The sequence below is a fragment of the Rhodococcus sp. SGAir0479 genome (genome assembly GCF_005484805.1).
Lineage (GTDB): Bacteria > Actinomycetota > Actinomycetes > Mycobacteriales > Mycobacteriaceae > Prescottella.
Map to the genome: position 1 here is coordinate 1,569,986 of NZ_CP039432.1, position 22,866 is coordinate 1,592,851.

Genomic DNA, 22,866 nt, shown 5'->3' on the forward strand with positions numbered 1-22,866 from the left:
TACCTGTAGCGGGAACGCTCAGTCGAGGTGGTCCGCCAGCAGGACCCGCGTGTCCGGCACGAACGGCCACGCCGGGTCCTGTAGGTGCTCCCGCAGTTCCCGTTCCGTCCACCACCACCCGTCGACGACCTCGCTCGGCTGGTGGTGGACGGGGCCGTCGTAGCGGGCCTCGAATGCGAACAGGTGGCACCGCAGGGGCGCGTCGTGCCACACGCCGTCCCACGCGATCTGCGCGAGCGGGGAGAGGCGCACGCCGGTCACGCCCAGTTCCTCGGCGAGTTCACGGCGCGCGGTCACCTCGGGGGTCTCGCCGGGATCGACGACTCCGCCGGCCAGGCAGTCGTACATGCCCGCGAACACGGCCTTGGCGAGGGAACGTCGGTGGACGTACAGCCGATCGCCGTCCATCGAACGCAACAACACCCCGGCGCTCGCGTGCCACAGCCCTTCCGCGTAGACCCGGGCACGGGATGCCTGCCCCACCGGGTGACCCTGCGCGTCGTACACCGCGACGACCTCGTCCATCCGCCCATCGTGTCATCGTCGCCGAACCGCCGTGCCGGTGCGGTCCACCCGGATAGGATCCGGGAGCACGCCCGCGACACGAGAGGCGGTGGCGTCGTGGTACTTCCACGTCGACTCGCACGGATGAACCGCGTCGGTCTCAACCGGGTGGTGAGACTCGTCGCCGGGTATCTGCCAGGCTTCGCCCTGGTGCACCACACCGGGCGTCGCTCCGGACGCGATTACACGACGCCGGTCAACGCGTTTCGGATCGGCAACGGCTATCGCTTCGCGCTGACCTACGGCCGGGAGAGCGACTGGGCGCGCAACGTTCTGGCGGCGGGGGAGTGTGACGTGACCGTGCGCGGACGCCGCATCCATCTGGTCGATCCGCGGCTCGAGACCGACCGCTCCGCGCGCTGGGCGCCGGCGCCGGTGGCCGCGGTGCTCCGGCGGATCGGGGCGGAGAACTACCTGCAATGCCGCCTGGACCTGCAGTGATCACGGCGGCGGTCGCGGTCGCTCGGATGTGTCCGGCCGAAACGATCTAGGCTCGTGCCATGCAGCGGATCATCGGTATCGAGGTCGAGTACGGCATCTCCTCGCCCAACGAGCCTTCGGCCAACCCGATTCTGACGTCGACGCAGGCGGTGCTGGCGTACGCGGCGGCGGCGGGGGTGCCCCGCGCCAAGCGCACGCGCTGGGACTACGAGGTGGAATCCCCGCTCCGTGACGCCCGCGGGTTCGACCTGGGACGACTCAACGGCCCCGCCCCGGTGATCGACGCCGACGAGGTGGGCGCGGCCAACATGATCCTCACCAACGGGGCACGGCTGTACGTCGACCACGCGCATCCGGAGTACTCGGCGCCCGAGGTGACCGACCCGATGGACGCGGTGATCTGGGACAAGGCCGGAGAGCGCGTCATGGAGGCCGCCGCCCGGCACGCGTCCAGTGTGCCCGGAGCGCCACGGCTGCAGTTGTACAAGAACAACGTGGACGGCAAGGGCGCCTCGTACGGCACCCACGAGAACTACCTGATGTCCCGCGAGACGCCGTTCTCGGCCGTGATCACCGGGTTGTCCCCGTTCTTCGCGTCACGACAGGTCGTGTGCGGCTCGGGGCGGGTGGGAATGGGGCAGGGCGGCGACGTGCCCGGCTTCCAGCTCTCCCAGCGCGCCGACTACATCGAGGTCGAGGTGGGGCTCGAGACGACGCTCAAGCGCGGCATCATCAACACCCGCGACGAACCGCACGCCGACGCCGACAAGTACCGCCGCCTGCACGTCATCATCGGTGACGCGAACCTCGCCGAGATGTCGACGTATCTCAAGGTCGGCACCACCGCGCTGGTGCTCGATCTGATCGAGGCCGGCGTCGATCTCACCGACCTGCAGCTCGCGCGCCCGGTCACCGCCGTTCACCACATCAGCCACGACCCGACGTTGCGCGCCACGGTCGCCCTCGCCGACGGGCGGGAACTGACCGGACTGGCGTTGCAGCGGATCTACCTCGACCGGGTGGCCAAGTTCGTCGACCGCGAGGGCAACGACGACCCGCGGGCAGCGGACATCATCGACAAGTGGGCGATGGTGCTGGACCTGCTCGAGCGCGATCCCATGGAGTGCGCGCACCTGCTCGACTGGCCTGCGAAACTGCGTCTGCTGGAAGGGTTCCGCCAGCGCGAGGGACTGTCGTGGTCGGCGCCCCGACTGCACCTGATCGACCTGCAGTACTCGGACGTCCGGTTGGAGAAGGGCCTGTACAACCGCCTGGTGGCCCGCGGCTCGATGGAACGGCTGGTGAGTGAACAGCAGGTCCTGGACGCCGTGCACAATCCGCCCACCGACACCCGCGCCTTCTTCCGTGGTGAGTGCCTGCGGCGGTTCGGTGCCGACATCGCGGCCGCGAGCTGGGACTCGGTGATCTTCGACCTCGGTGGTGAATCGCTCGTCCGGATCCCCACGCTGGAACCGTTGCGGGGCAGCCGCGCACACGTCGGTGAACTCCTCGACTCGGTGGATTCCGCGGCCGAGCTCGTCAATCAGCTTACGAACTGATCACGCGGCGAATCGCGCCGCGCGCCTGCAGCCCGCCGGACACCGGCGGTCGGTAGGGTTAGGGTCCGAGCAGGACTCGTCGAAGACCCTTCGGCGAGTCCGCGGTGAGAAGGAGGTCGGTGGCCATGGCCCAGGAGCAGACCAAGCGTACCGGTGGTGGCGACGACGACGATGCCCCGATCGGGGAGGGCGCGGCCGGGCAGGAGCGTCGCGAGAAGTTGGCGGAGGACACCGACGATCTGCTCGACGAGATCGACGACGTGCTCGAAGAGAACGCCGAGGACTTCGTGCGCGCCTACGTCCAGAAGGGCGGCCAGTGAGGGCGGATCGTGCAGGGGTGCCGTCGGCGTTCGACAGCGTGGGCATGAACACGGGGTTCACCTACGGATCGAACCTGTCGTCGTTCACCGAGCACCTGCGCCTCCACGCACCGGAATTGCTGCCCGGAAATCGAATGAACATGAGCCGCACCGGTTCGGACGGCGACACCGCCGACATCGCGCCTCACGGCACGACGATCGTGGCCCTCACGTTCGCCGGTGGTGTCGTGATCGCCGGCGACCGGCGGGCCACGATGGGCAACCTCATCGCGAGCCGTGACGTCGAGAAGGTGTTCGTCACCGACGACTTCTCGGCGGCCGGCATCGCGGGCACCGCCGGGGTGGCGATCGAACTCGTGCGCCTGTTCGCGGTGGAACTCGAGCACTACGAGAAGATCGAGGGCGTCCAGCTGACCTTCGACGGCAAGGCCAATCGGTTGTCGTCGATGGTCCGGGGCAACCTGGGTGCGGCGATGCAGGGCTTGGCCGTGGTACCGCTGCTGGTCGGATTCGACCTCGACGCCGCGGACCCCGAGAGGGCCGGCCGGATCGTGTCCTACGACGTCGTCGGCGGGCGGTACGAGGAACGCGCCGGCTACCACGCTGTCGGGTCCGGATCGCTGTTCGCCAAGGCGTCGCTCAAGAAGCTCTACCGCGAGGGCGGCGACGAGGCGTCGGCGTTGCGGATGGCAGTCGAGGCGCTGTACGACGCGGCGGACGACGACTCCGCGACGGGCGGGCCGGACATGGTGCGGTCCATCTACCCGACCGCCGTCTCGATTTCCTCCGCGGGCGCCGCATACGTCCCCGCGGAACGCACCGCCGAGATCGCTCGTGCCGTGGTGGCCGACCGTACCGAGGAAGGACGCACTCCGCGATGACGCTTCCGTACTATGCCTCCGCCGAGCAGATCATGCGCGATCGCTCGGAGTTGGCGCGCAAGGGAATTGCGCGCGGACGGAGTGTCATCGTGTTGACCTTCGCGGACGGGGTGCTGTTCGTCGCGGAGAATCCCTCCACGGCGCTGCACAAGGTCAGCGAGCTCTACGACCGCCTCGGTTTCGCGGCCGTCGGCAAGTACAACGAGTTCGAGAATCTGCGGCGTGCCGGGATCGTGCACGCCGACATGCGGGGGTACTCGTACGACCGCCGGGACGTGACCGGGCGTTCGCTGGCCAACGGGTACGCGCAGACGCTCGGCACGATCTTCACCGAGCAGCCCAAGCCGTACGAGGTGGAGATCTGCGTCGCGGAGGTCGGGCCGCACGGCGCGCCCCCGCAGGCACAGCTGTACCGCATCACGTACGACGGTTCCATCGTCGACGAGCAGCACTTCGTGGTGATGGGCGGTACCACCGAGCCCATCGTGACGGCGTTGCGTGAGTCCTACCGTCCCGGAATGGATCTCGCCGAGGCGGTCACTGTTGCGGTGACGGCGCTGCTGGACGGCGGATCGGGCAACGGCGACGCCGATCGACGAACCATCGGTGTGGCGAGCCTGGAGGTGGCGGTCCTGGACCAGTCCCGTCCGCGGCGGGCGTTCCGGCGCATCGCCGGGGCTGCACTCGAGCCGCTGCTGCCGCCCGCCGCGACGTCCACCGGCGGGACCGGCAACGGCGAGTTCGAGCAGTCCGGATCGGGCGATGCCCCCGGGGCCGGGGACACCGCCGGATCCGACTAGAGCTTGCGGTAGAGCACCACGCGCTGGGGCTCGCTGTGGAACTGGAAGCGACGACCGTCGGCGACCACCTCGCCGTCGGTCGCCAGCGCCACGGGATCGCCGTCGATCTCCACGGTCAGTGAGCGCACGTTGCGCTGCACGTACGTGGGGGAGGCGCCGAGCGTGCCCGTGAGTGCCGCCGAGACCAGCCGGGTCCGCGAGAAGCGCCGGTCGGCGAGGAGGTACCGCACGTCGAGGGTGCCGCGGTGGATCTCGGGTCGCGACATCGGGACCTGATTCCGCGGCGAATAGCGGCCGTTGCCGACGAACAGCATCCACAGGGTGTGCTCGGCGCCGTCGATGGTCACCGGCAGCGGTTGCGCCGACGCGAGCACCCGGGCCATGGCCAGTCCCGCGGCGGGCCACTTCCCGAGCTTGGGCTGCCAACGCTCGCGCAGCCGCACCGAGTCGGGGTATCCGCCCAGGCTCGCAGTGTTGACGAACGCGGACTCCTGATGACCGTCCACCCGGATCCGACCCAGGTCGACGAGTTCGGCGCTGCCGGTGGCGATCGCGTCGGCGGTGGACGCGACGTCCCCGACGCCGGCATCGCGGGCGAAGTGGTTCAGCGTGCCGCCCGGGAAGACGGCCAGCGGCAGGTCGTGCCGGACCGCGGCGTCGACCACGGTGACGACCGTGCCGTCGCCGCCGCAGACGCCCAGCGCGCGCGGGGAGCGGTCGGCGACGACCTCGTCGATCTGGGCGCCGAAGTCGCGGTCCCCGTCGAACTCGATTACCTCGGCGTCCGGCAGGTACTTCAGTACCTCGTCGCGGATCGTGCCGTCGTCGGTGCCGGAGCCGGGGTTGACGAAGACCACCATGCCGGCGCCGTCGGGGAGCGCGTGGGTCGGGTGGTCCGGCCCCAGCGTCGCCGGCTCCTCGTCCCGGACGGCCCACCACCGCCGGGTCGAGAGCGCGACCGCGGCCCCCACGCCCATTCCCACCACCACGTCCGACGGCCAGTGCACTCCCGTGTGCACCCGCGAGTAGGCGACGGCCGCGGCGAGCGGGGCGAGCGCGATGCCGACCGCGGGGTACTCGAGCGCTACTCCGGTCGCGAATGCCGCCGCCGACGCCGAGTGCCCCGACGGGAACGACGAGGAGCGGGGCGCCGGGAGACCGCGCCGCATCGCGAACTCGGCCGTGCCGGCGGGCGGTCGCCGGCGCGGGAGCAGCGGCTTGAGGACCGCGTTGGACACCGCGCTGGCGCCGGCGACCGACAGCAGTCCGCGGACCGCGGCGCGGCGCGCACGACGGCCCCCCAGCGCCATGCCGGCACCGATGCCCATCCACAGCACGCTGTGGTTCGCGGCGGTGCTCAACCGGCGCAGTCCGCCGTCCAGTCGGGACGCCGGGAGCTCGGAACTCAGGCGCATGAGTACGCGGTCGGTACGTTCGGGGAAACATCTCACTTCGGCCACGTTCCTACCGTAGGGCGGAATGGGCGTTCCTGAACGGCAAGGCAATCGCGTCCGGCGCTGTACTGTCGAAGTGTGCAGCGACGAATCATGGGAATTGAGACCGAGTTCGGTGTCACCTGCACCTTTCACGGTCACCGGCGATTGAGTCCGGACGAGGTTGCCCGCTACCTCTTCCGGAGGGTGGTCTCGTGGGGTCGCAGTTCCAACGTGTTCCTCCGCAACGGCGCCCGGTTGTACCTCGACGTCGGCTCGCATCCCGAGTATGCGACCGCCGAGTGCGACAGCCTGCTGCAGCTGGTCAACCACGATCGCGCGGGCGAGCGGGTGCTCGAGGACCTCCTCGTCGACGCCGAGCAACGGCTGGCCGAGGAGGGTATCGGCGGCGACATCTACCTGTTCAAGAACAACACCGATTCGGCGGGCAATTCGTACGGCTGCCACGAGAACTTCCTGGTGGTGCGGGCCGGCGAGTTCTCCCGCATCTCGGACGTGCTGTTGCCGTTCCTGGTGACCCGGCAGTTGATCTGCGGTGCCGGCAAGATTCTGCAGACCCCCAAGGCGGCGACGTTCTGCCTGTCGCAGCGAGCCGAGCACATCTGGGAGGGCGTGTCGTCGGCGACCACGCGTTCGCGGCCGATCATCAACACTCGGGACGAGCCGCACGCCGACGCCGAGAAGTACCGCCGGCTGCATGTCATCGTGGGCGATTCCAACATGGCCGAGACCACCACGATGCTCAAGGTGGGGACCGCGGCCCTCGTGCTCGAGATGATCGAGGCGGGCGTCCCCTTCCGCGACTTCGCGCTCGACAACCCGATCCGGGCCATCCGGGAGGTGAGTCACGACCTCACCGGACGCCGTCCGGTCCGGCTCGCCGGCGGGCGTCAGGCCAGCGCGCTCGACATCCAGCGCGAGTACTACTCGCGCGCGGTCGAGCACCTGCGCACCCGCGAGCGCGACCCTCAGGTGGACCAGGTGGTCGATTTGTGGGGGCGCACGCTCGACGCGGTCGAGAGTCAGGACTTCGCGAAGGTGGACACCGAGATCGACTGGGTGATCAAGCGCAAGCTGTTCCAGCGGTACCAGGACAAGTACGGCATGGAACTGGCGGATCCGAAGATTGCACAGCTCGATCTCGCGTACCACGACATCAAGCGCGGCCGCGGGGTCTTCGACCTGCTGCAACGCAGGGGTCTGGCCAAGCGGGTCACCGAGGACGAGACGATCGAGGCGGCCGTCTCCACCCCGCCGCAGACCACGCGGGCGAAGCTGCGCGGCGACTTCATCGCCGCCGCGCAGGATGCCGGGCGCGACTTCACCGTCGACTGGGTCCACCTCAAGCTCAACGATCAGGCGCAACGCACGGTGCTCTGCAAGGATCCGTTCCGCTCGGTGGACGAACGGGTGGAGCGGCTCATCGCGTCGATGTGACGGGCCCCAATTCGCCCGTTTTGCTACCGCTCGGTCCGCCGCGGTGCCGCTAGGCTCGGCGAAGTGGCGATATCCAAAGTCGAGCGGTTGATGAACCTCGTCATCTGCCTGCTCTCGACGCGACAGTTCCTCACTGCCGAGAAGATCCGGGAGAGCGTGGCCGGCTACGACGACTCGGCCAGTCACGAGGCGTTCAGCCGCATGTTCGAGCGGGACAAGAACGAACTGCGCGATCTGGGGATCCCGCTCGAGACCGGTCAGGCCTCCCGCTTCTCCGGGGTCGAGGGGTATCGCATCGACCGCACCGCGTACGAACTTCCCGAGATCGACCTCGATGCCGAGGAAGCCGCCGCGGTCGCGGTCGCGGCCGGCCTGTGGGGTTCGCCCGAGATGATGTCGGCCTCGCAGAGCGCGCTGATGAAGTTGCGCGCCGCGGGTGTGCAGGTGGATCCCGACCTCGACGCGGTACCGGTGTCGGCCATTCCCGCACGCACGCGCGGGTCCGAGTCCGCGATGCGGCAGCTGCTCGCCGCGATCGACGCCGGACGCGCGGTCACCTTCCGGCATCGCAGCGCGCCCACCGCGGAATTCGTCACCCGGACCGTGCAGCCGTGGGGTGTGGTGACGCTCCGCGGACGCTGGTACCTCGTGGGGCACGACGTCGACCGCGATGCGACGCGGACGTTCCGGCTCTCGCGCATCGCCGAACCCGTGGAGGCCGTCGGCCCGCCGAACGCGGTCCGCAAGCCCGCCGACGTCGATCTGCGCAGCATCGTCGCCGCGGCCACCGGGGCCGGTTCGGTGACGGGCATGGCCGTCGTGTGGGTGGCGGAGGGGCGGGCGTTCGAACTGCGCCGCCTCGGCACGGTCCGCGAGCCGCGCGAGTTCGGTGGCCGGCCCGGGTCGATCCTCGAGATTCCCGTGCGGTCCTGGGGATGGATCGCCCGACTCGTCGCCGGTCACGGGGTGGACGCGGTCGCCCTCGAACCGGAGTCGCTGCGCGCCAGTGTGCGGGAGCGGCTCAGGTTCGCGGCCGGTCTCGACGACACGGAGGTCGCGCGATGAGTGTTCGGGTGTCGCGGCTGGCGCGACTGCTCAACATGGTCCCGTACTTCATGGCGAACCCCGGGGTCAGCAAGGAAGAGGCGGCGCGCGACCTCGGGGTCACCGTGCCGAATCTGATGAAGGATCTCGACCAGCTGTGGGTCTGCGGCCTGCCCGGGTACGGTCCCGGCGACCTGATCGACCTGTCCTTCGACGAGGACACGGTGTCGGTGATCTTCTCCGCCGGCATCGACCGGCCGTTGCGGCTGACATCCACCGAGGCGACCGTGCTGCTGGTCGCGCTGCGGTCGCTGGCCGAGATGCCGGGAATGGTCGACCCGACCGCCGCGCAGGGTGCGATCGCGAAGATCGAGTCGGCGGCCGGCACCGTCGCCCGCGAGAAGAACGGCGACGAGTCCGGCGACGACGCCGCGGTGCCCGAGTCCCCGGTGGCCGCGACGGTCCGCTCGGCCCTCCAGCACGATCACGCGCTGCACCTGACGTACTACTCGGCGTCCCGCGACACCGTTTCCGCACGTGTCGTCGACCCCATCCGGTCGCTGCTGGTGGACGATCACACGTATCTGCAGGCGTGGTGCCGGCAGGCCGAGGGGGTGCGGCTCTTCCGCTTCGACCGGATCGACGCCGCCGAGGAACTGGACGAGCCGTCCGCGCCGCCGGCCCGCGCGCTGGGCGCCGGTGAGCATCTCGAGCTGTTCAGTGACGATCCCGCGCTGCCCCAGGCCCACCTGCGGGTCTCCGCCGACCAGGGTTGGATCCTCGACAACTATCCGATGGACCCGGTGCGGACGCTGCCGGACGGATCGGTCGAGGTCACCATGCGTTACGGCTCCCTCGAATGGATGGCCCGCCTGGTTCTGGGTTTCGGGTCGGCGACGACCGTGCTCGGCCCCGCGGAACTGGTCGACGCGGTGCGCGACCGTGCGCGGGCAGCGCTGGCGGCGTACGAGACCCTGGAAGTGTGAGATCCCGGCCCGGTCCTCCCGGCGCGGCCCGGCGCACGCAGACGGCGAGAAGAGTAACTTCGGATGGCGGTTGCGTGAACCGGGAGCCCGGCAGGTGCGCATACCGCTCCGGACGGTTGTTACGTCACGGTGAACAGGGCATTTGCACTACGGCCGACACCTGCACGTCCGGTAGCATCGTTGGCGTCTGACATTGGGAGGTAGTAATGACCGGAGGCTTCAGCCTGTGGCACTGGGCCATCGTGGCGCTGGTGGTCGTGATCCTGTTCGGCTCCAAGAAGCTGCCCGAAGCGGCTCGTGGACTCGGCAGGTCGCTGCGCATCTTCAAGAGTGAAGTCAAGGAGATGCAGAACGACGGCAACAGCCAGGCGAATCCCGCAGCCGACCCGAACCAGTCCGCACAGCTGCCGTCGGCGCCGGTCGATGCCACGGTCGTGGAGACCCCGCAGCAGCCTCGCACCGAGCCGAAGTCGGCCTAGTTCACGTATGACGAGCATCCGGGGTGAGTTCTTCACCCCGGATCACTGCTGACCAAGGCTAGGGCCCATAGTGCGAATTCCGTTCGACCCGCGTCGCAGCCGGCGCAGGACAAATCCAGACGGCACGATGTCGCTCGTCGAGCACCTGTACGAGCTGCGAACCCGCTTGTTGATCGCGGTCGCCGCGATCGTCGTGACGACCCTCGTCGGGTTCTTCTGGTACTCGAGCCGCGTGCTGGGCATCGAGAGCCTGGGTGAACTGCTGCGCGGTCCGTACTGTTCGCTGCCCTCGTCCAGCCGTGCGGACCTGAGCCCGGACGGTGCGTGCCGTCTGCTCGCGACCGGGCCCTTCGAGCAGTTCATGCTCCGACTCAAGGTCGCGCTCACCGCCGGCATCGTGCTGGCCTGCCCCATCTGGCTGTACCAGCTGTGGCGGTTCATCACGCCCGGGCTGTACGCCAAGGAACGCAAGTACGCATTCAGCTTCGTCACGGCGGCGTCGCTGCTGTTCGTCTCCGGCGCCGTCCTCGCCTACGTGGTGGTCGCTCAGGCGTTGCACTTCCTCCTCACCATCGGCGACAACGTCCAGGTGACGGCGCTCAGCGGTGCCCAGTACTTCAGTTTCGTCATCAACGTGCTGATCATCTTCGGTGTCAGCTTCGAGATTCCGCTGCTCGTGGTGGCGCTCAACGTCGTCGGCGTGCTGCCGTACGCCAAGCTCAAGCGCTGGCGGCGCGGCCTGATCTTCTCGCTGTTCCTGTTCGCCGCGATCGCGACCCCGGGCCAGGATCCGTTCACGATGCTGGCGCTGGCGGGCGCGCTCACGGTCCTGCTCGAGTTCTCGATCCAGATCGCACGGGTGCACGACAAGCGCAAGCAGCGGCGTGAGGCCGAGGACCTCGCCGCCCTCTCGGACGAGGAGGCCTCGACCATCGGCGCGCCGAGCCCGATCGACGACGCCGTGCCGGTGCGGCCGTCGACGACGCCCACGACGTCGTCCGCACAGGATTTCTCGGACACACTGTGAGGCCCAGGACCCAACTCGATTCGTTCACGGAACAGCTGAGCTTCCCGCTCGACCCGTTCCAGGTCGAGGCGTGCGCGGCGCTCGAAGCCGGGCACGGCGTGCTGGTGTGCGCACCGACGGGCGCCGGCAAGACGGTCGTCGGTGAGTTCGCGGTGCACCTGGCGCTCGAATCGGGCCGCAAGTGCTTCTACACCACCCCGATCAAGGCACTGAGCAACCAGAAGTTCGCCGAACTCACCGAGCGGTACGGCAAGGACGCGGTCGGCCTGCTCACCGGCGACACCAGCATCAACTCCGACGCCCCGATCGTCGTGATGACGACCGAGGTGCTGCGCAACATGCTCTACGCCGAATCGCCGGCACTGCGGGGGCTCTCGCACGTCGTGATGGACGAGGTGCACTTCCTCGCCGACCGGTTCCGCGGCGCGGTGTGGGAGGAGGTGATCCTGCATCTGCCCGACGACGTCCGGTTGGTGAGCCTGTCGGCGACCGTGAGCAACGCCGAGGAGTTCGGCGCGTGGATGGAGACCGTGCGCGGCGACACCACGATCGTCGTCGACGAGACCCGCCCGATTCCGTTGTGGCAGCACATTCTGGTGGGGCGCCGACTGTTCGACCTGTTCGACGCCAAGTCCACCCCGGCCGGGGGCCGTGACGTCGTCGTCGACCCCGACCTGATGCGGCACGTCAAACAGCGCCTGGCGCTGGATCGGATGAACGGTTGGGACTCGCGTGGTCGCGGGCGCTCCGGCGACTTCCGCCCGCTCCCACGCCCCGATGTCATCGCCCGCCTCGACGAGGAGGGCCTGCTGCCGGCCATCACCTTCATCTTCAGCCGGGCCGGTTGCGAGGCCGCACTCGCACAGTGTGTCCGATCCCGGCTGCGGCTGACGACGCCGGAGCAGACCGCCCGCATTCGCGTCATCGTCGACAAGCACACCCGCGACCTTCCCAAGGCGGACCTCGAGGTCCTCGGATACTGGGGCTGGCGGGAGGCACTCGAGCGCGGTTTCGCCGCCCACCACGCGGGCATGCTCCCCGCGTTCCGCGAGACGGTCGAGGAGCTGTTCGTCAACGGCCTGGTGCGGGCGGTGTTCGCGACGGAGACCCTCGCGTTGGGCATCAACATGCCGGCGCGATCCGTCGTGCTCGAACGTCTGGTCAAGTACAACGGCGACACGCACGCCGAACTGACACCGGGCGAGTACACGCAGCTGACCGGTCGTGCCGGGCGTCGGGGCATCGACGTCGAGGGGCATGCGGTCGTGCTGTGGCAGCCGGGCGTCGAACCGGCCGACGTCGCCGGACTGGCCTCGACGCGAACCTTCCCGCTGCGTAGTTCGTTCCGTCCCGGATACAACATGTCGATCAATCTGGTCGACCGGATGGGGGCGGTCGAATCCCGGGCGCTGCTCGAGCGGTCGTTCGCACAGTTCCAGGCGGACCGTTCGGTCGTGGGTCTGACCCGGGGGATCGAACGCAACGAGCAGGTTCTCGCCGAGCTGCTCGACCGCCTCGGCGGCGCGGACGGCGAGTACTTCGAGTACATCTCCATCCGGGAGCAATTGCGCAGCCGTGAGCGCGCGCTCGAGCGGCAGAAGCGCGCCGATCGTCGCGGCGCGGCGGTGGAGTCGCTCAACTCGCTTCGCCGCGGGGACGTCATCGCCATCCCGGTGGGGAAGCGGTCGGGCCTCGCCGTGGTGCTCGAGACCGGCCAGGATCGCGGCGACCCCCGGCCGCTCGTGCTCACCGAGGACAAGTGGGCGGGACAGATCAGTGCGGCGGACTTCCCGGTGCCCGCGCGGGCCTTGGGTCGCATGCGCCTTCCGCGGCACGTCGATCACCGCACGGCGCGAGTGCGCCGCGACCTCGCCTCGGCGCTGCGGAGCACCGGTATCCACGCTCCCCGCAAACCCAAGCGGGACAAGCGTGGTCGCGAGGACGCCGAGATCGTCGAGCTGCGCAAGGCGTTGCGCGCGCACCCGTGCCACACGGATCCGGACCGTGAGCAGCTCAGCCGGATCGGTGAGCGCTACAGCCGTCTGGCGCGGGAGACGGAGTCGATGCGGCAGAAGGTGGCCGCCACGACGAACTCGCTGGCCCGCACGTTCGACCGCATCGTCGCGCTGTTGACGGAGCGCAACTTCATCGACGCGGGCGAGAACCCCAAGGCCACCGAGGACGGCCGACGCCTCGCCCGCATCTACTGCGAGAGCGATCTCCTGGTGGCCGAGTGCCTGCGCAACGGGGTGTGGAGCGGGCTGACGCCGGCCGAACTGGCGGCGGTGGTCTCGTGCGTGGTGTACGAGTCGCGCCAGGACGCGGAGGCACCCGACCGCGGGCCCACGGCCCCGATCCGGCGGGCGCTCGCCGACACCGCGCGGGTGTGGGGACAGCTGCGGGCCGACGAGATCCGGCACAAGTTGCCGCTCACCCGCGAACCCGATACGGGCTTCGTCAACGCGATCTATCAGTGGGCAAGCGAGGAGTCGCTGGTGGACGCGCTGCTCGCCGCCGGGTCCGGCGGCAAGGAGCTGTCGGCGGGCGACTTCGTGCGGTGGTGCCGGCAGGTGATCGACATCCTCGACCAGTTGCATTCCACCGCGCCCGATCCGTCGGTGGCGAAGGCGGCCGCGCGTGCGGTCGGGGCCATCCGACGGGGTGTGGTGGCCGTCGCGGCCACGTGAGTCGGCGGCGGCCGGGACGGGCAGCCGCGCGGCCCTACCGGACCGCCTCCGGACGCGGTTGACTTGCTCCTGTACGCCCGGCGGAACGGTTTGCCGCCGGGATCGGACGAGAGGAGCGCGCACATGGACACGAAACAGTGGAACGTGGACATCGCCATCGACGAGCACGACAGTCGGACTCGCTCGACCGCACGGTTGCACACCCGGGACACCACGCTGGTCGGCGTCGGGCTGGCTCGCCGCAACCCGCTGGACCGGAACGTTCCCGAGATCGGCGACGAGCTCGCCACCGCCCGGGCGCTGGCCGACCTGGCCCACCAGTTGATCGAGACGACGGTGGGTGACATCGAGGGCGTCACGCACACGCCGGCCCATCTGACCGAGTAGCCGAGCCGCGGGCGCCGGTGGGGGCACGGTGCCTGGCGAGCGCCGTCGGTGCGTAATGTGGCGTTGATCTCGACGCACGATATTGCGGTGAACAGCTCCCACGTGCGTGAGTATCGACGCGGTCGCGGTGTGCTCACGTACGTCGTCGCGTCGTAGCCGATCGGATCGAGGACGAGGAAAGGTGACCATGGGCGGACTTCAGGGCCCCGACGAGTCGAACACCGGCTGGGCGGCCCGGCCGGGACAGGGACACGCGGCGACGCCTGCCGGATCCGAGGAGCAGCGACAGCCCGTTCCCGGTCCGGGTGGGCCCGGCCCCTACGGTGCGCCGGCCCTGGGGTGGGGACAGCCCGGCCCGGGCGGCCCGGTCCCGCCGCAGCAGTGGGGCGGCGGCCCGGCCTGGGGGGCGCCCGGACCGGCACCGCAGTGGCACCCGCAGGCGAGCGCGCCGCAGCCGCCCCAGTGGGGTCAGCAGCCGGGCTATCCGCAGCCGCAGTTCGGTGCGCAGCCGCCGAACCAGTGGGCTCCGCCTCCCGCCCGACCGGCCGGCGGCAAGCAGAAGCCGTGGGTGTGGGTCGGTATCGGCGCCGGTGTCCTCGTCGTGCTTGCGGTCATCGGTCTGGCGCTGTCGAGCGTGCTGGGCGGGAAGACTCTGGACCGATCCGCGGCGGAGCGGGGAGTCGAGCAGATCGTCACGGACTCGTACGGCGGCCGTTCGGTCACCGACGTCAGCTGCCCCGCCGACCAGAAGGTCGACCGCGGCGCGACCTTCGAGTGCTCGTTGACCGTCGACGGAAGCCCGAAGAAGGTGACCGTCACGTTCACCGACGACGACGGCACCTACGAGGTCGGCCGCCCGCGGTAGGGTTCCGGCCGCGGTCCGGGCCGCCCGGCTAGGGCAGCTCGGGCCGCTCGGCCGCCATCGCGGCCACGAGTCGGGCCACCGATCGCTCGATTCCCAGCTCGGCGGCGACGGCGGCGAGTCGATCACCGTCGACCGGCGCCGTGGGCAGGACGTCCGGGCGGGACAGCTCGACGTCGGCGTCCGCGACGACGCGGACGACCGGCAGAGCGGCATCGATGTAGTCCGTGGCGGCCGCGAGCTTCGCGCGCACACCCTTCGCGACGTCCGACGTCGGATCCAGTGCGGCGGCGCGGAGCTGTTCGAGGGAGCCGTGCCGCAGCAGCAGCGTCGACGCGGTCTTCTCGCCCACGCCCTTGACACCCGGCAGCCCGTCGGACGAGTCGCCACGCAGGAGGGCCAATTCGGCGTAGGCGTCCCCGGCCCGGTCGGCGGGCACACCGTACTTCGCGGCCACCTCGACCGGGCCGAACAGCTCGGCCTTCGCGAGCCCGCGCCCCACGTACAGCACGCGGACGGCGACGGGATCGTCGGAGACGACCTGGAGCAGGTCGCGGTCTCCGCTCACCACCACGACCGGGTCGTTCTTCTCCTGCGCGGCAAGGGTTCCCAGCACGTCGTCGGCCTCGAGGCCGGTGGCTCCGGCGGTCGCGATACCGGCCGCCGCGAGCACGTCCATGATCATGCCGACCTGCGGGGTCAGCGTGTCGGGCACTTCCTCGACGGACCCGTCGGACTCCTCCGCCACCCGGTGCGCCTTGTACGACGGCACGGCGTCGACGCGGAACTGCGGACGCCAGTCGAGGTCCAGGCACACCGCCAGGCGGGAGGGCCGGGTGCGGGTGATGAGCGCGGCCACCATGTCGGTGAATCCGCGCACCGCGTTGACCGGACGTCCGTCCGGGGCCGTCATCGACTCCGGGAGGGCGTAGTACGCCCGGAACCACAGACTCGCACCGTCCAACAGCAGCAAAGGCGCACTCATGCGCTCATCCTGCCAAACGGCACTAACCTGATCGGCATGAGTAAGGAATCCTCGGCGAGTTCTCTCGACGCCGACGCTGCCCGTTTCCCCACCGCCGTGTATGCCGACAGGCTCGCGCGCGCGGCCGCACTCGCGGAACGCGCCGGGCTCGACGGTCTGCTCATCACCCCGGGTCCGGATCTGCGATACCTGGTCGGCTCGCGTGCCGACTCGTTCGAGCGGCTCACGTGCCTGGTCGTGCCGTCGGACGGCAGTGCCCCGTCCGTGGTGGTGCCGCGGCTCGAGCTCGCGTCGCTGGGGGATTCGGCCGTCGCGGAGCTCGATCTGCCGCTGCACGACTGGGTCGACGGTGTCGATCCGTACGAGCTGGTCTCGTCGCTGTTGCCCGAGACCCCGCGGGTGGCGGTGGCGGACGCGATGCCGGCGCTGCACTTGGTGCCGTTGGCTCGGCGTTTCGGCGGTGTTCCGGTGCTGGCGACGGGCGTGCTCCGGGAACTGCGCATGATCAAGGACGACGCCGAGATCGAGGCGCTGCGCCGGGCCGGCGCGGCCATCGACCGGGTGCACGCGCGGATGGGGGAGTGGTTGCGACCGGGCCGCACCGAGGCCGAGGTGGCCGCGGACATCTCGGCTGCGATCCTGGACGAGGGGCACACCGAGGCCGCGTTCGTGATCGTCGGGTCCGGGCCGCACGGCGCGGATCCTCATCACGAGGTGTCCGAACGCGTCATCGAATCCGGTGACGTCGTCGTCGTCGACATCGGCGGGCCGGTCGAGCCGGGCTACAACTCAGACTCGACGCGTACCTACGTCCTCGGCGAGCCCGATGCCGAGATCGCCCGGCAGGTCGGAATCCTCGAGGCCGCCCAGCGCGCCGCAACCCGAGCCGTCCGCCCCGGGGTGACCGCCGAGTCCGTGGACGCGGCCGCGCGGGACGTGCTGGCCGATGCCGGTCTGGCCGACGTGTTCGTGCACCGCACCGGGCACGGCATCGGTCTGTCGGTCCACGAGGAGCCGTACATCGTCGCCGGCAACACCGTCACGCTCGAGCCGGGCATGGCGTTCAGTATCGAGCCGGGCATCTACTTCCGCGGTCGGTGGGGCGCCCGGATCGAGGACATCGTCGTCGTCACCGCGGACGGGTGTGAGTCGATGAACCTGCGTCCCCACGGGCTGACGGTGCTGCCGGGCTGACGGCGCGCGTCAGACGACGAAGTTCCCGAACGTCGGATTCGTCTGGCACAGCGGCAGGCTCGTCAGGTCGATCGTGCCGAAGACGGTGGCCCGGATGTTGCCGTGCCCGGTGTTCACCGTCTTCGCGTAGTACGGGTAGGTGCCCTCGAGTGCGGCGACCCCCGTCGCGCCGGTGTCGAGGTTGATCCAGGCCACCGTCACCTGCCCGGCGGCCGGGATCGGGGGCGCCGCAGGGAACGTGGCGAAGCGAATCTCACCCGGTCCGATCGGTGGGTTCTGTTCGGGTCCGGACTGTCCGGTCGCGCCGGTCAACGACATCACGCTGCCCTGGTTGGCGCAGCCGATGGTCAGGGCCGGTGGACCGAACGGGTGGGGCGGCAGGGCGTGGGCGGTTGCCGGTGCCGCGACGGTCGCGGCCGCGACGGCGGCGACTGCGGCCCACCGTGGGGCGCGGCGGACCCGGCGGTTGTCGGTCGAAGGGTGTTCGGGTCGAGGTGTCATGGCCATCCCCACTCGGCTGCGCTGGTGACGTCCCCCGACGGTACCCGCGCCGCGTGCGCCGCACGGCGGATCCGGTCCGCCGAATGTCGGTGCAAATCAGGCTATTTCACCGATCGAGAAGAATCGCCGACCCCATCACCCGCTCCACCGCGATCTCGATCACCACGCGTGTCGGGTTCTCCCGCGGCGTCCGGTACCGCGCCGCGTACCGGCGCTCGGCATCGGCGACCGACTCGCGGTCCGACAGCACCCGCGAGGGCCCTTCGAGGGTGAGCCAGCGGCCCCCGTCGACCTGACTGACGGCGGCGTACCCGCCGCGGTCGGCGTTGCGGGCCTTCTGGGAAGTGTCGTTGGTGATGACCCGGGCGATCCGACTGTCCGGATCCCACGTGAATCCGACCGCCACCACGTGCGGGGTGCCGTTCTTGCGGAGGGTGGTCAGCGTCGCCAGATGCCGCTCGGTGAGGAAGGTCCCGGCCTCGGCGGTGAGGTGGGAGGGATCGGACGGAGTTCGGGCCATGCCCCGACGGTACTCGAGCGGGCCGAATCCGCGACACTGGAGGCATGACAGTGAGAGGCGTGACCGACACGGACTACGCGCCCGGCACGGTGGTTCTGCTGGGCGGTCGCAGCGAGATCGGCGTCGAGGTGGCGGAGCGGCTGGCACCCGGCCGAGTGGTGGTGCTCGCGGCCCGCCGCAGCGACGACCTGGAGCAGCAGCGGCGCGCGATCCTCGACGCCGGGGCCACGGCCGTGCACTGCGTCGAGTTCGACGCCGACCGCGTCGCCGATCACCCGACGGTCCTGTCGGCGATCGTCGAGCAGCACGGTCCCGTCGGGGTCGCGATCCTCGCGTTCGGAGTGCTGGGCGACCAGGCCCGAGCGGAGCAGGACGCCGGGCACGCGCTGGCGGTGGTGCACACCGACTACGTCGCGCAGATCAGTGTGCTGACGCATCTCGCGAACCTCATGCGGGCCCACGGTTCGGGACAGATCGTGGTCTTCTCGTCGGTCGCCGGCGTCCGCGTCCGGCGAGCCAACTACGTGTACGGGTCCGCGAAGGCGGGGCTCGACGGCTTCGCAAGCGGCCTCGCCGACGCCCTGCACGGCAGCGGGGTGCGGTTGCTGCTGGTCCGGCCGGGGTTCGTCATCGGCCGCATGACCGAGGGGATGAAGCCGGCCCCCTTCTCGAGCACGCCGCAACAGGTGGCCGACGCGGTCGCGCACGGGCTCCGCAGGGGAAGCGAGCGGGTGTGGGTGCCCGGACTGCTGCGGCCGATCTTCTTCGGTATGCGCCTGTTGCCGCAGTTCGTGTGGCGGCGGATGCCCCGGTGACGACCCGAGTGAGCGACCCGATCGTCGTGGTGGGAATCGGTGCCGACGGCTGGGACGGTCTCGCGCCACGCGCCCAGGCGGCCCTCCGGGACGCCGAGGTGCTGATGGGCTCGACCCGCCAGCTCGCGCTGGTTCCCGAGTCGGCCGCCGAACGGGTGCCGTGGCCGTCCCCGATGCTGCCCGCACTGGCAGCCCTGTTCGACGCCCACCGCGGCCGGCGGGTGTGCGTGCTCGCCAGCGGCGACCCGATGTTCCACGGCATCGGCGTCACCCTGGGCCGCATCCTGGGGCCGGAACGGCTGCGCGTGATCGCGCACCCGTCGTCGGTGTCGCTCGCGTGCGCCCGCCTCGGCTGGCCGTTGCACCAGACGTCGACCGTGAGCCTGGTGGGACGGCCGCCGTCCACGCTCGTGGCGGCGGCCGTCGACGGTCAGCGGTTGCTCGTGCTCAGCAACGACGAGCACACCCCCGCCGAAGTCGCGAAGGTTCTCACCGACGGGGGTTTCGGGAACACCGAGATGGTGGTCCTCGAACAACTGGGCGGACCCGCGGAGAACGTCGTGCACGGCTCGGCCGGCACGTGGGACCGGGCACCCGGGGACCCGCTGAACGTGATCGCGCTCGACCTGCGGGCGTCGGATTCGGCGCTGCGGCTCACCCGCACCCCCGGGCTGCCCGACGCGGCCTATCGCGGCGACGGGCAGATGACGAAGCACGAGGTGCGCGCACTGACCCTGTCCGCGCTCGCCCCCGCGCCGGGGGAGCTGCTGTGGGACGTGGGCGGCGGGTCCGGCACCATCGGGATCGAGTGGATGCGCACCGACCCGCGGTGCCGCGCCGTCGCATTCGAGCGGGACGACGAGCGCGTCGCGCAGATCGTCGACAACGCGTCGAGGCTGGGCACCCCGTCCCTGCGCGTGGTCGGGGCGGCGCCGGCGGCGTTCGCCGACGAGTCGACACCCCCCGACGCGATCTTCGTCGGTGGCGGCGTGACGCAGACCGGCATGCTCGACGCGTGCTGGGCGCGGCTGCGTCCGGGCGGACGGATGGTCGTCAACGCCGTCACCGCCGAATCGGAGGCGCTCGTACTGCAGTGGCATTCGCGGGTGGGCGGGCAACTCCGTAAGTTCCAGGTCTACCGCGGCGAGCCGCTCGGCGGGTTCACGGCGTGGCGACCGCAGTTGCCGGTGGCGCAGTGGACGGTCGTCAAGCCCGGCCGTTCCGTCAGCACCGAAAGGGAAACGACATGACAGTCCACTTCATCGGAGCCGGGCCGGGCGCCGCGGACCTGATCACGCTGCGCGCCTCGCGCCTCATCGCCACGAGCCCGCTGTGCCTGTACGCGGGAAGCCTCGTGCCGGCCGAACTTCTCACCCTCTGCCCGGACGACGCGGAGGTGGTCGACACCGCCAGGATGAGTCTCGACGAGATCGTCGAACAGTTGATCGCCGCCGACGCCGCGGGGCTCGATGTGGCGCGGCTGCATTCGGGTGACCCGTCGATCTACTCGGCGGTGGCCGAACAGGTCCGCCGGCTCGACGCGGCGGGGGTCGCGTACGACATCGTGCCGGGAGTTCCGGCGTTCACCGCCGCCGCGGCCGCGCTCGGTCGCGAGCTCACGGTGCCGGGCGTCTCGCAGTCGATCGTGCTGACCCGGGTGTCCACGCTGTCCACGGCGATGCCACCGGGGGAGGACCTGCGATCGCTCGGTCGCAGCGGCGCCACGATGGTGGTGCACCTCGGGGCGCACCGAATCGAGCAGATCGTCGAGGAGCTGTCGGAGAACTACGGATCCGACTGTCCCGCAGCGGTGGTCGCGTTCGCGACCCGGCCCGACGAGGTGATCCTGCGCGGCACGCTCGCGACGCTGGTGGACCAGGTGCACGCTGCCGGCATCACCAAGACCGCCGTGGTGATCGTGGGCCGGGTGCTGGCCGCCGAGGGATTCCCCGACAGCTACCTGTACTCGGCGACGCGGTCGCGCGACACCCATTGAGATCGCGGTCGCGCCGGGTTCTCGTGCTCGGCGGCACCCGCGAGGCCCGGACGCTCGCGTCGCGGCTGGACAGCGAGCCCGGTGTGGAAGTGATCTCGTCCCTCGCCGGCCGGGTTCGTGAACCGGTGTTGCCGGTAGGGCAGGTCAGGGTGGGCGGCTTCGGCGGCATCGACGGACTGGTGCACTGGCTGCGAGACAACGAAATCGATGCCGTCGTCGATGCCACGCACCCGTTCGCCGCGAGAATCACGGCGAACGCCGCCGCGGCGACCGCGTGGATCGGAGTTCCGCTGTTGGTGCTACGCCGCCCCGAGTGGGTTCCCGGGCCGGGGGACGACTGGCATGTCGTTCCGGATCTGGTCGCGGCCGCCGAGTCGGTGACCGAATTGGGGGAGCGGGTGTTCCTAACGATCGGACGGCAGGGTGTCGACGCGTTCGCCGACGCCTCCGGGTGGTTCCTGATCCGCGCGATCGATCCGCCCGAGGTGCGCATGCCGGAGCGGTCCGAACTGCTGCTCGCGCGTGGCCCCTTCACCGTCGACGACGAGGCCGCGTTGATGCGCCGGTACCGGATCGACGTGCTGGTGACGAAGAACAGCGGGGGAGCGCTCACCTCGGCGAAGCTCGCGGCGGCCCGCCGGCTGGGCGTCCCGGTGGTGATGGTCGCGCGCACGCCGATCCCGGACGGGGTGGCGTCGACCACCGATCCGGACGTCGCCGTCGACTGGGTGCTCCACGACTGAGGCGCTCCGCGCCAGTGCGCCTGATCTGTAGTGGCAGCAACCGTGACGGCGAGGCCGCCGGTGTGGAACTTCGCGCCGGACGGAATGGAAGGAATTACCGAAACACCACCGCCGCCTCCCATGACCACCCGTCGAGAACCGGTCCCACCTCCCAAAGAACTCGGCCAGGTGCACAGATGGAAGGGGCGGGCGGGTGCTGCCCGCGATCGTCCGCAGGCGACGGGCGTCACGCGGCAGGTCTCCGGCGCCATACTGGTCAGGTGGATGCCGAGCGGCGATTCCGGGGCCGGGACCTCCCGTCCGCGGCCTGGGGGTATGTGCGCCGCGCACCGGGCACGTTCGTCTGGCTGGCCGTTCTGCTGGCGACGACGGTCGTCATGCATCACTTGTCGCCGACCGCGCTGAACGACGTGCTGGGGGATCGCTCCACCAATCTGCACCATCTGCGGCAGGACCCGGTCCGTGTCCTGATCAGCAGCGCGTTCTGGCTGGCGGGCGGATCGTGGTTGGGCTACGTCGTGCTCTACAACCTCTTCCACGTACCGGCCGAACGGTGGCTCGGCACGTGGCGGTGGCTCACGGTGGTCGTCGTCGCGCATGTCGGCGCCACGTATCTGAGCGAGGGCGTGCTGTACCTCGCGATCCGGCACGGGCGGGCGCCCGAGTCCGCGGTGAACACGCTCGACATCGGTGTCAGCTACGCGCTGGCCGGCGTGATGGCGGTGCTCAGTTACCGCATCGCGCCGCCGTGGCGCTATCCGTATGTGGTCGGCGTCCTGCTCGTCTACGGGCTGCCGCTGCTCGGTGGCCTGACCTTCACCGACATCGGACATTTCACCGCCACGCTCATCGGACTGGGGTGCTACCCGCTCACGCGGGCGAGGCCGGGGACCTGGGACCCGGCGGCGTGGCTACGGGGAATGCGCAGGCGTGTCGTAGCTCACCGCTAGCCTCCCGGTCATGACTGAACCGGTGAAGGGCCCCGCGTCGTACTTTCCGTCGATCGAGAAGAAGTACGGCAGGCCGATCGGCGAGTGGCAGAGCCTGATTCGGGCCTCGGAGCTCACCGAGCACATGGACCTGGTCAACTGGCTGAAAGCTGAGCACGGCCTCGGTCGCGGGCACGCCAACGCGCTCGTCGCCCACACGCTGAGGGAGGACGCGGACGGCTGATTCCCGTGCGA

The 22,866-nt window shown here is 70.2% G+C and carries 25 protein-coding genes; 20 read left to right on the plus strand and 5 right to left on the minus strand.

Annotated features, from left to right (window positions below; translation table 11 throughout):
• Positions 1-18: 18 nt before the first annotated feature.
• Positions 19-525: an NUDIX hydrolase gene (locus tag E7742_RS07355; protein WP_137798354.1), complete on the minus strand. Its 507-nt coding sequence runs from the start codon at positions 523-525 to the stop codon at positions 19-21.
• Between the two features lie 123 nt (positions 526-648).
• Here E7742_RS07355 and E7742_RS07360 point away from each other — a divergent pair, with 123 nt between their 5' ends.
• The 5 genes from E7742_RS07360 to prcA all read left to right on the plus strand — a co-directional run bounded on the left by E7742_RS07360 (position 649) and on the right by prcA (position 4,565).
• The gene (locus tag E7742_RS07360) at positions 649-1,005 is read left to right on the plus strand and encodes a nitroreductase family deazaflavin-dependent oxidoreductase (RefSeq protein ID WP_137798355.1); all 357 of its coding nucleotides are present in this window, start codon (positions 649-651) and stop codon (positions 1,003-1,005) included.
• Positions 1,006-1,064: 59 nt separating this feature from the next.
• Positions 1,065-2,564, plus strand: a complete 1,500-nt coding sequence (gene dop / locus E7742_RS07365; RefSeq protein WP_137798356.1) for a depupylase/deamidase Dop — start codon at positions 1,065-1,067, stop codon at positions 2,562-2,564.
• Between the two features lie 125 nt (positions 2,565-2,689).
• A complete protein-coding gene (locus E7742_RS07370) occupies positions 2,690-2,884 on the plus strand; it encodes a ubiquitin-like protein Pup (RefSeq protein WP_114723093.1) in 195 nt (64 codons plus the stop codon).
• A 44-nt stretch (positions 2,885-2,928) separates the two neighbouring features.
• On the plus strand, positions 2,929-3,765 hold the full coding sequence (gene prcB / locus E7742_RS07375; protein ID WP_137801085.1) for a proteasome subunit beta: 837 nt from the start codon (positions 2,929-2,931) through the stop codon (positions 3,763-3,765).
• Positions 3,762-4,565, plus strand: coding sequence for a proteasome subunit alpha (gene prcA, locus E7742_RS07380; RefSeq protein WP_137798357.1), 804 nt, complete (start codon positions 3,762-3,764; stop codon positions 4,563-4,565). Before prcB ends, prcA begins: the two co-directional genes overlap by 4 nt.
• On the opposite strand, the gene E7742_RS07385 is transcribed toward prcA, so the two are convergent.
• On the minus strand, positions 4,562-5,980 hold the full coding sequence (locus E7742_RS07385) for a bifunctional phosphatase PAP2/diacylglycerol kinase family protein (RefSeq protein ID WP_137801086.1): 1,419 nt from the start codon (positions 5,978-5,980) through the stop codon (positions 4,562-4,564). The genes prcA and E7742_RS07385 overlap by 4 nt on opposite strands.
• 117 nt (positions 5,981-6,097) lie before the next feature.
• On the opposite strand from E7742_RS07385, the gene pafA reads away from it, so the two are divergent.
• From pafA to E7742_RS07425, 8 genes are all read left to right on the plus strand, one after another.
• Positions 6,098-7,456, plus strand: a complete 1,359-nt coding sequence (pafA, locus tag E7742_RS07390) for a Pup--protein ligase (RefSeq protein WP_217497522.1) — start codon at positions 6,098-6,100, stop codon at positions 7,454-7,456.
• A gap of 63 nt (positions 7,457-7,519) precedes the next feature.
• On the plus strand, positions 7,520-8,521 hold the full coding sequence (locus E7742_RS07395; protein ID WP_137798359.1) for a helix-turn-helix transcriptional regulator: 1,002 nt from the start codon (positions 7,520-7,522) through the stop codon (positions 8,519-8,521).
• Positions 8,518-9,486, plus strand: coding sequence for a helix-turn-helix transcriptional regulator (locus tag E7742_RS07400; protein ID WP_137798360.1), 969 nt, complete (start codon positions 8,518-8,520; stop codon positions 9,484-9,486). Before E7742_RS07395 ends, E7742_RS07400 begins: the two co-directional genes overlap by 4 nt.
• A 206-nt stretch (positions 9,487-9,692) precedes the next feature.
• Positions 9,693-9,965 (plus strand): Sec-independent protein translocase subunit TatA, encoded by a 273-nt coding sequence (gene tatA, locus E7742_RS07405; protein ID WP_137798361.1) that lies wholly within the window; start codon positions 9,693-9,695, stop codon positions 9,963-9,965.
• A gap of 70 nt (positions 9,966-10,035) precedes the next feature.
• A complete protein-coding gene (gene tatC / locus E7742_RS07410; protein WP_137798362.1) occupies positions 10,036-10,992 on the plus strand; it encodes a twin-arginine translocase subunit TatC in 957 nt (318 codons plus the stop codon).
• Positions 10,989-13,679, plus strand: coding sequence for a DEAD/DEAH box helicase (locus E7742_RS07415; protein WP_137798363.1), 2,691 nt, complete (start codon positions 10,989-10,991; stop codon positions 13,677-13,679). The genes tatC and E7742_RS07415 overlap by 4 nt, the downstream gene beginning before the upstream one ends.
• A 123-nt stretch (positions 13,680-13,802) precedes the next feature.
• The gene (locus E7742_RS07420; protein WP_137798364.1) at positions 13,803-14,066 is read left to right on the plus strand and encodes a DUF1876 domain-containing protein; all 264 of its coding nucleotides are present in this window, start codon (positions 13,803-13,805) and stop codon (positions 14,064-14,066) included.
• A gap of 187 nt (positions 14,067-14,253) precedes the next feature.
• Positions 14,254-14,931, plus strand: coding sequence for a DUF4333 domain-containing protein (locus E7742_RS07425; protein WP_137798365.1), 678 nt, complete (start codon positions 14,254-14,256; stop codon positions 14,929-14,931).
• Between the two features lie 28 nt (positions 14,932-14,959).
• Here the strand turns inward: E7742_RS07425 and E7742_RS07430 are convergent, their stop codons facing one another.
• Entirely contained in the window at positions 14,960-15,913 is a 954-nt protein-coding gene (locus tag E7742_RS07430; RefSeq protein ID WP_137798366.1) for a 5'-3' exonuclease, read from the minus strand.
• A 36-nt stretch (positions 15,914-15,949) separates the two neighbouring features.
• On the opposite strand from E7742_RS07430, the gene E7742_RS07435 reads away from it, so the two are divergent.
• Entirely contained in the window at positions 15,950-17,107 is a 1,158-nt protein-coding gene (locus E7742_RS07435) for a M24 family metallopeptidase (RefSeq protein ID WP_137798367.1), read from the plus strand.
• A gap of 9 nt (positions 17,108-17,116) precedes the next feature.
• On the opposite strand, the gene E7742_RS07440 is transcribed toward E7742_RS07435, so the two are convergent.
• The gene (locus tag E7742_RS07440; protein WP_254699188.1) at positions 17,117-17,608 is read right to left on the minus strand and encodes a hypothetical protein; all 492 of its coding nucleotides are present in this window, start codon (positions 17,606-17,608) and stop codon (positions 17,117-17,119) included.
• Between the two features lie 106 nt (positions 17,609-17,714).
• Complete coding sequence (locus tag E7742_RS07445; RefSeq protein WP_137798369.1) at positions 17,715-18,128, minus strand: TIGR03618 family F420-dependent PPOX class oxidoreductase; 414 nt, start codon at positions 18,126-18,128, stop codon at positions 17,715-17,717.
• Between the two features lie 44 nt (positions 18,129-18,172).
• On the opposite strand from E7742_RS07445, the gene E7742_RS07450 reads away from it, so the two are divergent.
• From E7742_RS07450 to E7742_RS07475, 6 genes are all read left to right on the plus strand, one after another.
• Positions 18,173-18,943, plus strand: coding sequence for an SDR family NAD(P)-dependent oxidoreductase (locus E7742_RS07450; protein WP_175420432.1), 771 nt, complete (start codon positions 18,173-18,175; stop codon positions 18,941-18,943).
• A gap of 8 nt (positions 18,944-18,951) precedes the next feature.
• Positions 18,952-20,193, plus strand: a complete 1,242-nt coding sequence (cbiE, locus tag E7742_RS07455) for a precorrin-6y C5,15-methyltransferase (decarboxylating) subunit CbiE (RefSeq protein WP_137801087.1) — start codon at positions 18,952-18,954, stop codon at positions 20,191-20,193.
• A complete protein-coding gene (gene cobM / locus E7742_RS07460; RefSeq protein ID WP_137798371.1) occupies positions 20,190-20,939 on the plus strand; it encodes a precorrin-4 C(11)-methyltransferase in 750 nt (249 codons plus the stop codon). Before cbiE ends, cobM begins: the two co-directional genes overlap by 4 nt.
• Positions 20,936-21,682: a cobalt-precorrin-6A reductase gene (locus tag E7742_RS07465; RefSeq protein ID WP_137798372.1), complete on the plus strand. Its 747-nt coding sequence runs from the start codon at positions 20,936-20,938 to the stop codon at positions 21,680-21,682. Before cobM ends, E7742_RS07465 begins: the two co-directional genes overlap by 4 nt.
• A 260-nt stretch (positions 21,683-21,942) precedes the next feature.
• Complete coding sequence (locus E7742_RS07470; protein WP_137798373.1) at positions 21,943-22,632, plus strand: rhomboid-like protein; 690 nt, start codon at positions 21,943-21,945, stop codon at positions 22,630-22,632.
• Positions 22,633-22,642: 10 nt separating this feature from the next.
• Entirely contained in the window at positions 22,643-22,855 is a 213-nt protein-coding gene (locus E7742_RS07475) for a DUF4287 domain-containing protein (RefSeq protein ID WP_137798374.1), read from the plus strand.
• Positions 22,856-22,866 lie beyond the last annotated feature (11 nt).

Bases quoted from the DNA above. Each gene is read 5' to 3' on its own strand.
- E7742_RS07355 (WP_137798354.1), bottom strand. From the start codon at position 525: ATGGACGAGGTCGTCGCGGTGTACGACGCGCAGGGTCACCCGGTGGGG.
- E7742_RS07360 (WP_137798355.1), top strand. From the start codon at position 649: ATGAACCGCGTCGGTCTCAACCGGGTGGTGAGACTCGTCGCCGGGTAT.
- dop (WP_137798356.1), top strand. From the start codon at position 1,065: ATGCAGCGGATCATCGGTATCGAGGTCGAGTACGGCATCTCCTCGCCC.
- E7742_RS07370 (WP_114723093.1), top strand. From the start codon at position 2,690: ATGGCCCAGGAGCAGACCAAGCGTACCGGTGGTGGCGACGACGACGAT.
- prcB (WP_137801085.1), top strand. From the start codon at position 2,929: ATGAACACGGGGTTCACCTACGGATCGAACCTGTCGTCGTTCACCGAG.
- prcA (WP_137798357.1), top strand. From the start codon at position 3,762: ATGACGCTTCCGTACTATGCCTCCGCCGAGCAGATCATGCGCGATCGC.
- E7742_RS07385 (WP_137801086.1), bottom strand. From the start codon at position 5,980: ATGCGCCTGAGTTCCGAGCTCCCGGCGTCCCGACTGGACGGCGGACTG.
- E7742_RS07400 (WP_137798360.1), top strand. From the start codon at position 8,518: ATGAGTGTTCGGGTGTCGCGGCTGGCGCGACTGCTCAACATGGTCCCG.
- tatA (WP_137798361.1), top strand. From the start codon at position 9,693: ATGACCGGAGGCTTCAGCCTGTGGCACTGGGCCATCGTGGCGCTGGTG.
- E7742_RS07420 (WP_137798364.1), top strand. From the start codon at position 13,803: ATGGACACGAAACAGTGGAACGTGGACATCGCCATCGACGAGCACGAC.
- E7742_RS07425 (WP_137798365.1), top strand. From the start codon at position 14,254: ATGGGCGGACTTCAGGGCCCCGACGAGTCGAACACCGGCTGGGCGGCC.
- E7742_RS07430 (WP_137798366.1), bottom strand. From the start codon at position 15,913: ATGAGTGCGCCTTTGCTGCTGTTGGACGGTGCGAGTCTGTGGTTCCGG.
- E7742_RS07435 (WP_137798367.1), top strand. From the start codon at position 15,950: ATGAGTAAGGAATCCTCGGCGAGTTCTCTCGACGCCGACGCTGCCCGT.
- E7742_RS07440 (WP_254699188.1), bottom strand. From the start codon at position 17,608: ATGACACCTCGACCCGAACACCCTTCGACCGACAACCGCCGGGTCCGC.
- E7742_RS07445 (WP_137798369.1), bottom strand. From the start codon at position 18,128: ATGGCCCGAACTCCGTCCGATCCCTCCCACCTCACCGCCGAGGCCGGG.
- E7742_RS07450 (WP_175420432.1), top strand. From the start codon at position 18,173: ATGACAGTGAGAGGCGTGACCGACACGGACTACGCGCCCGGCACGGTG.
- cobM (WP_137798371.1), top strand. From the start codon at position 20,190: ATGACAGTCCACTTCATCGGAGCCGGGCCGGGCGCCGCGGACCTGATC.
- E7742_RS07475 (WP_137798374.1), top strand. From the start codon at position 22,643: ATGACTGAACCGGTGAAGGGCCCCGCGTCGTACTTTCCGTCGATCGAG.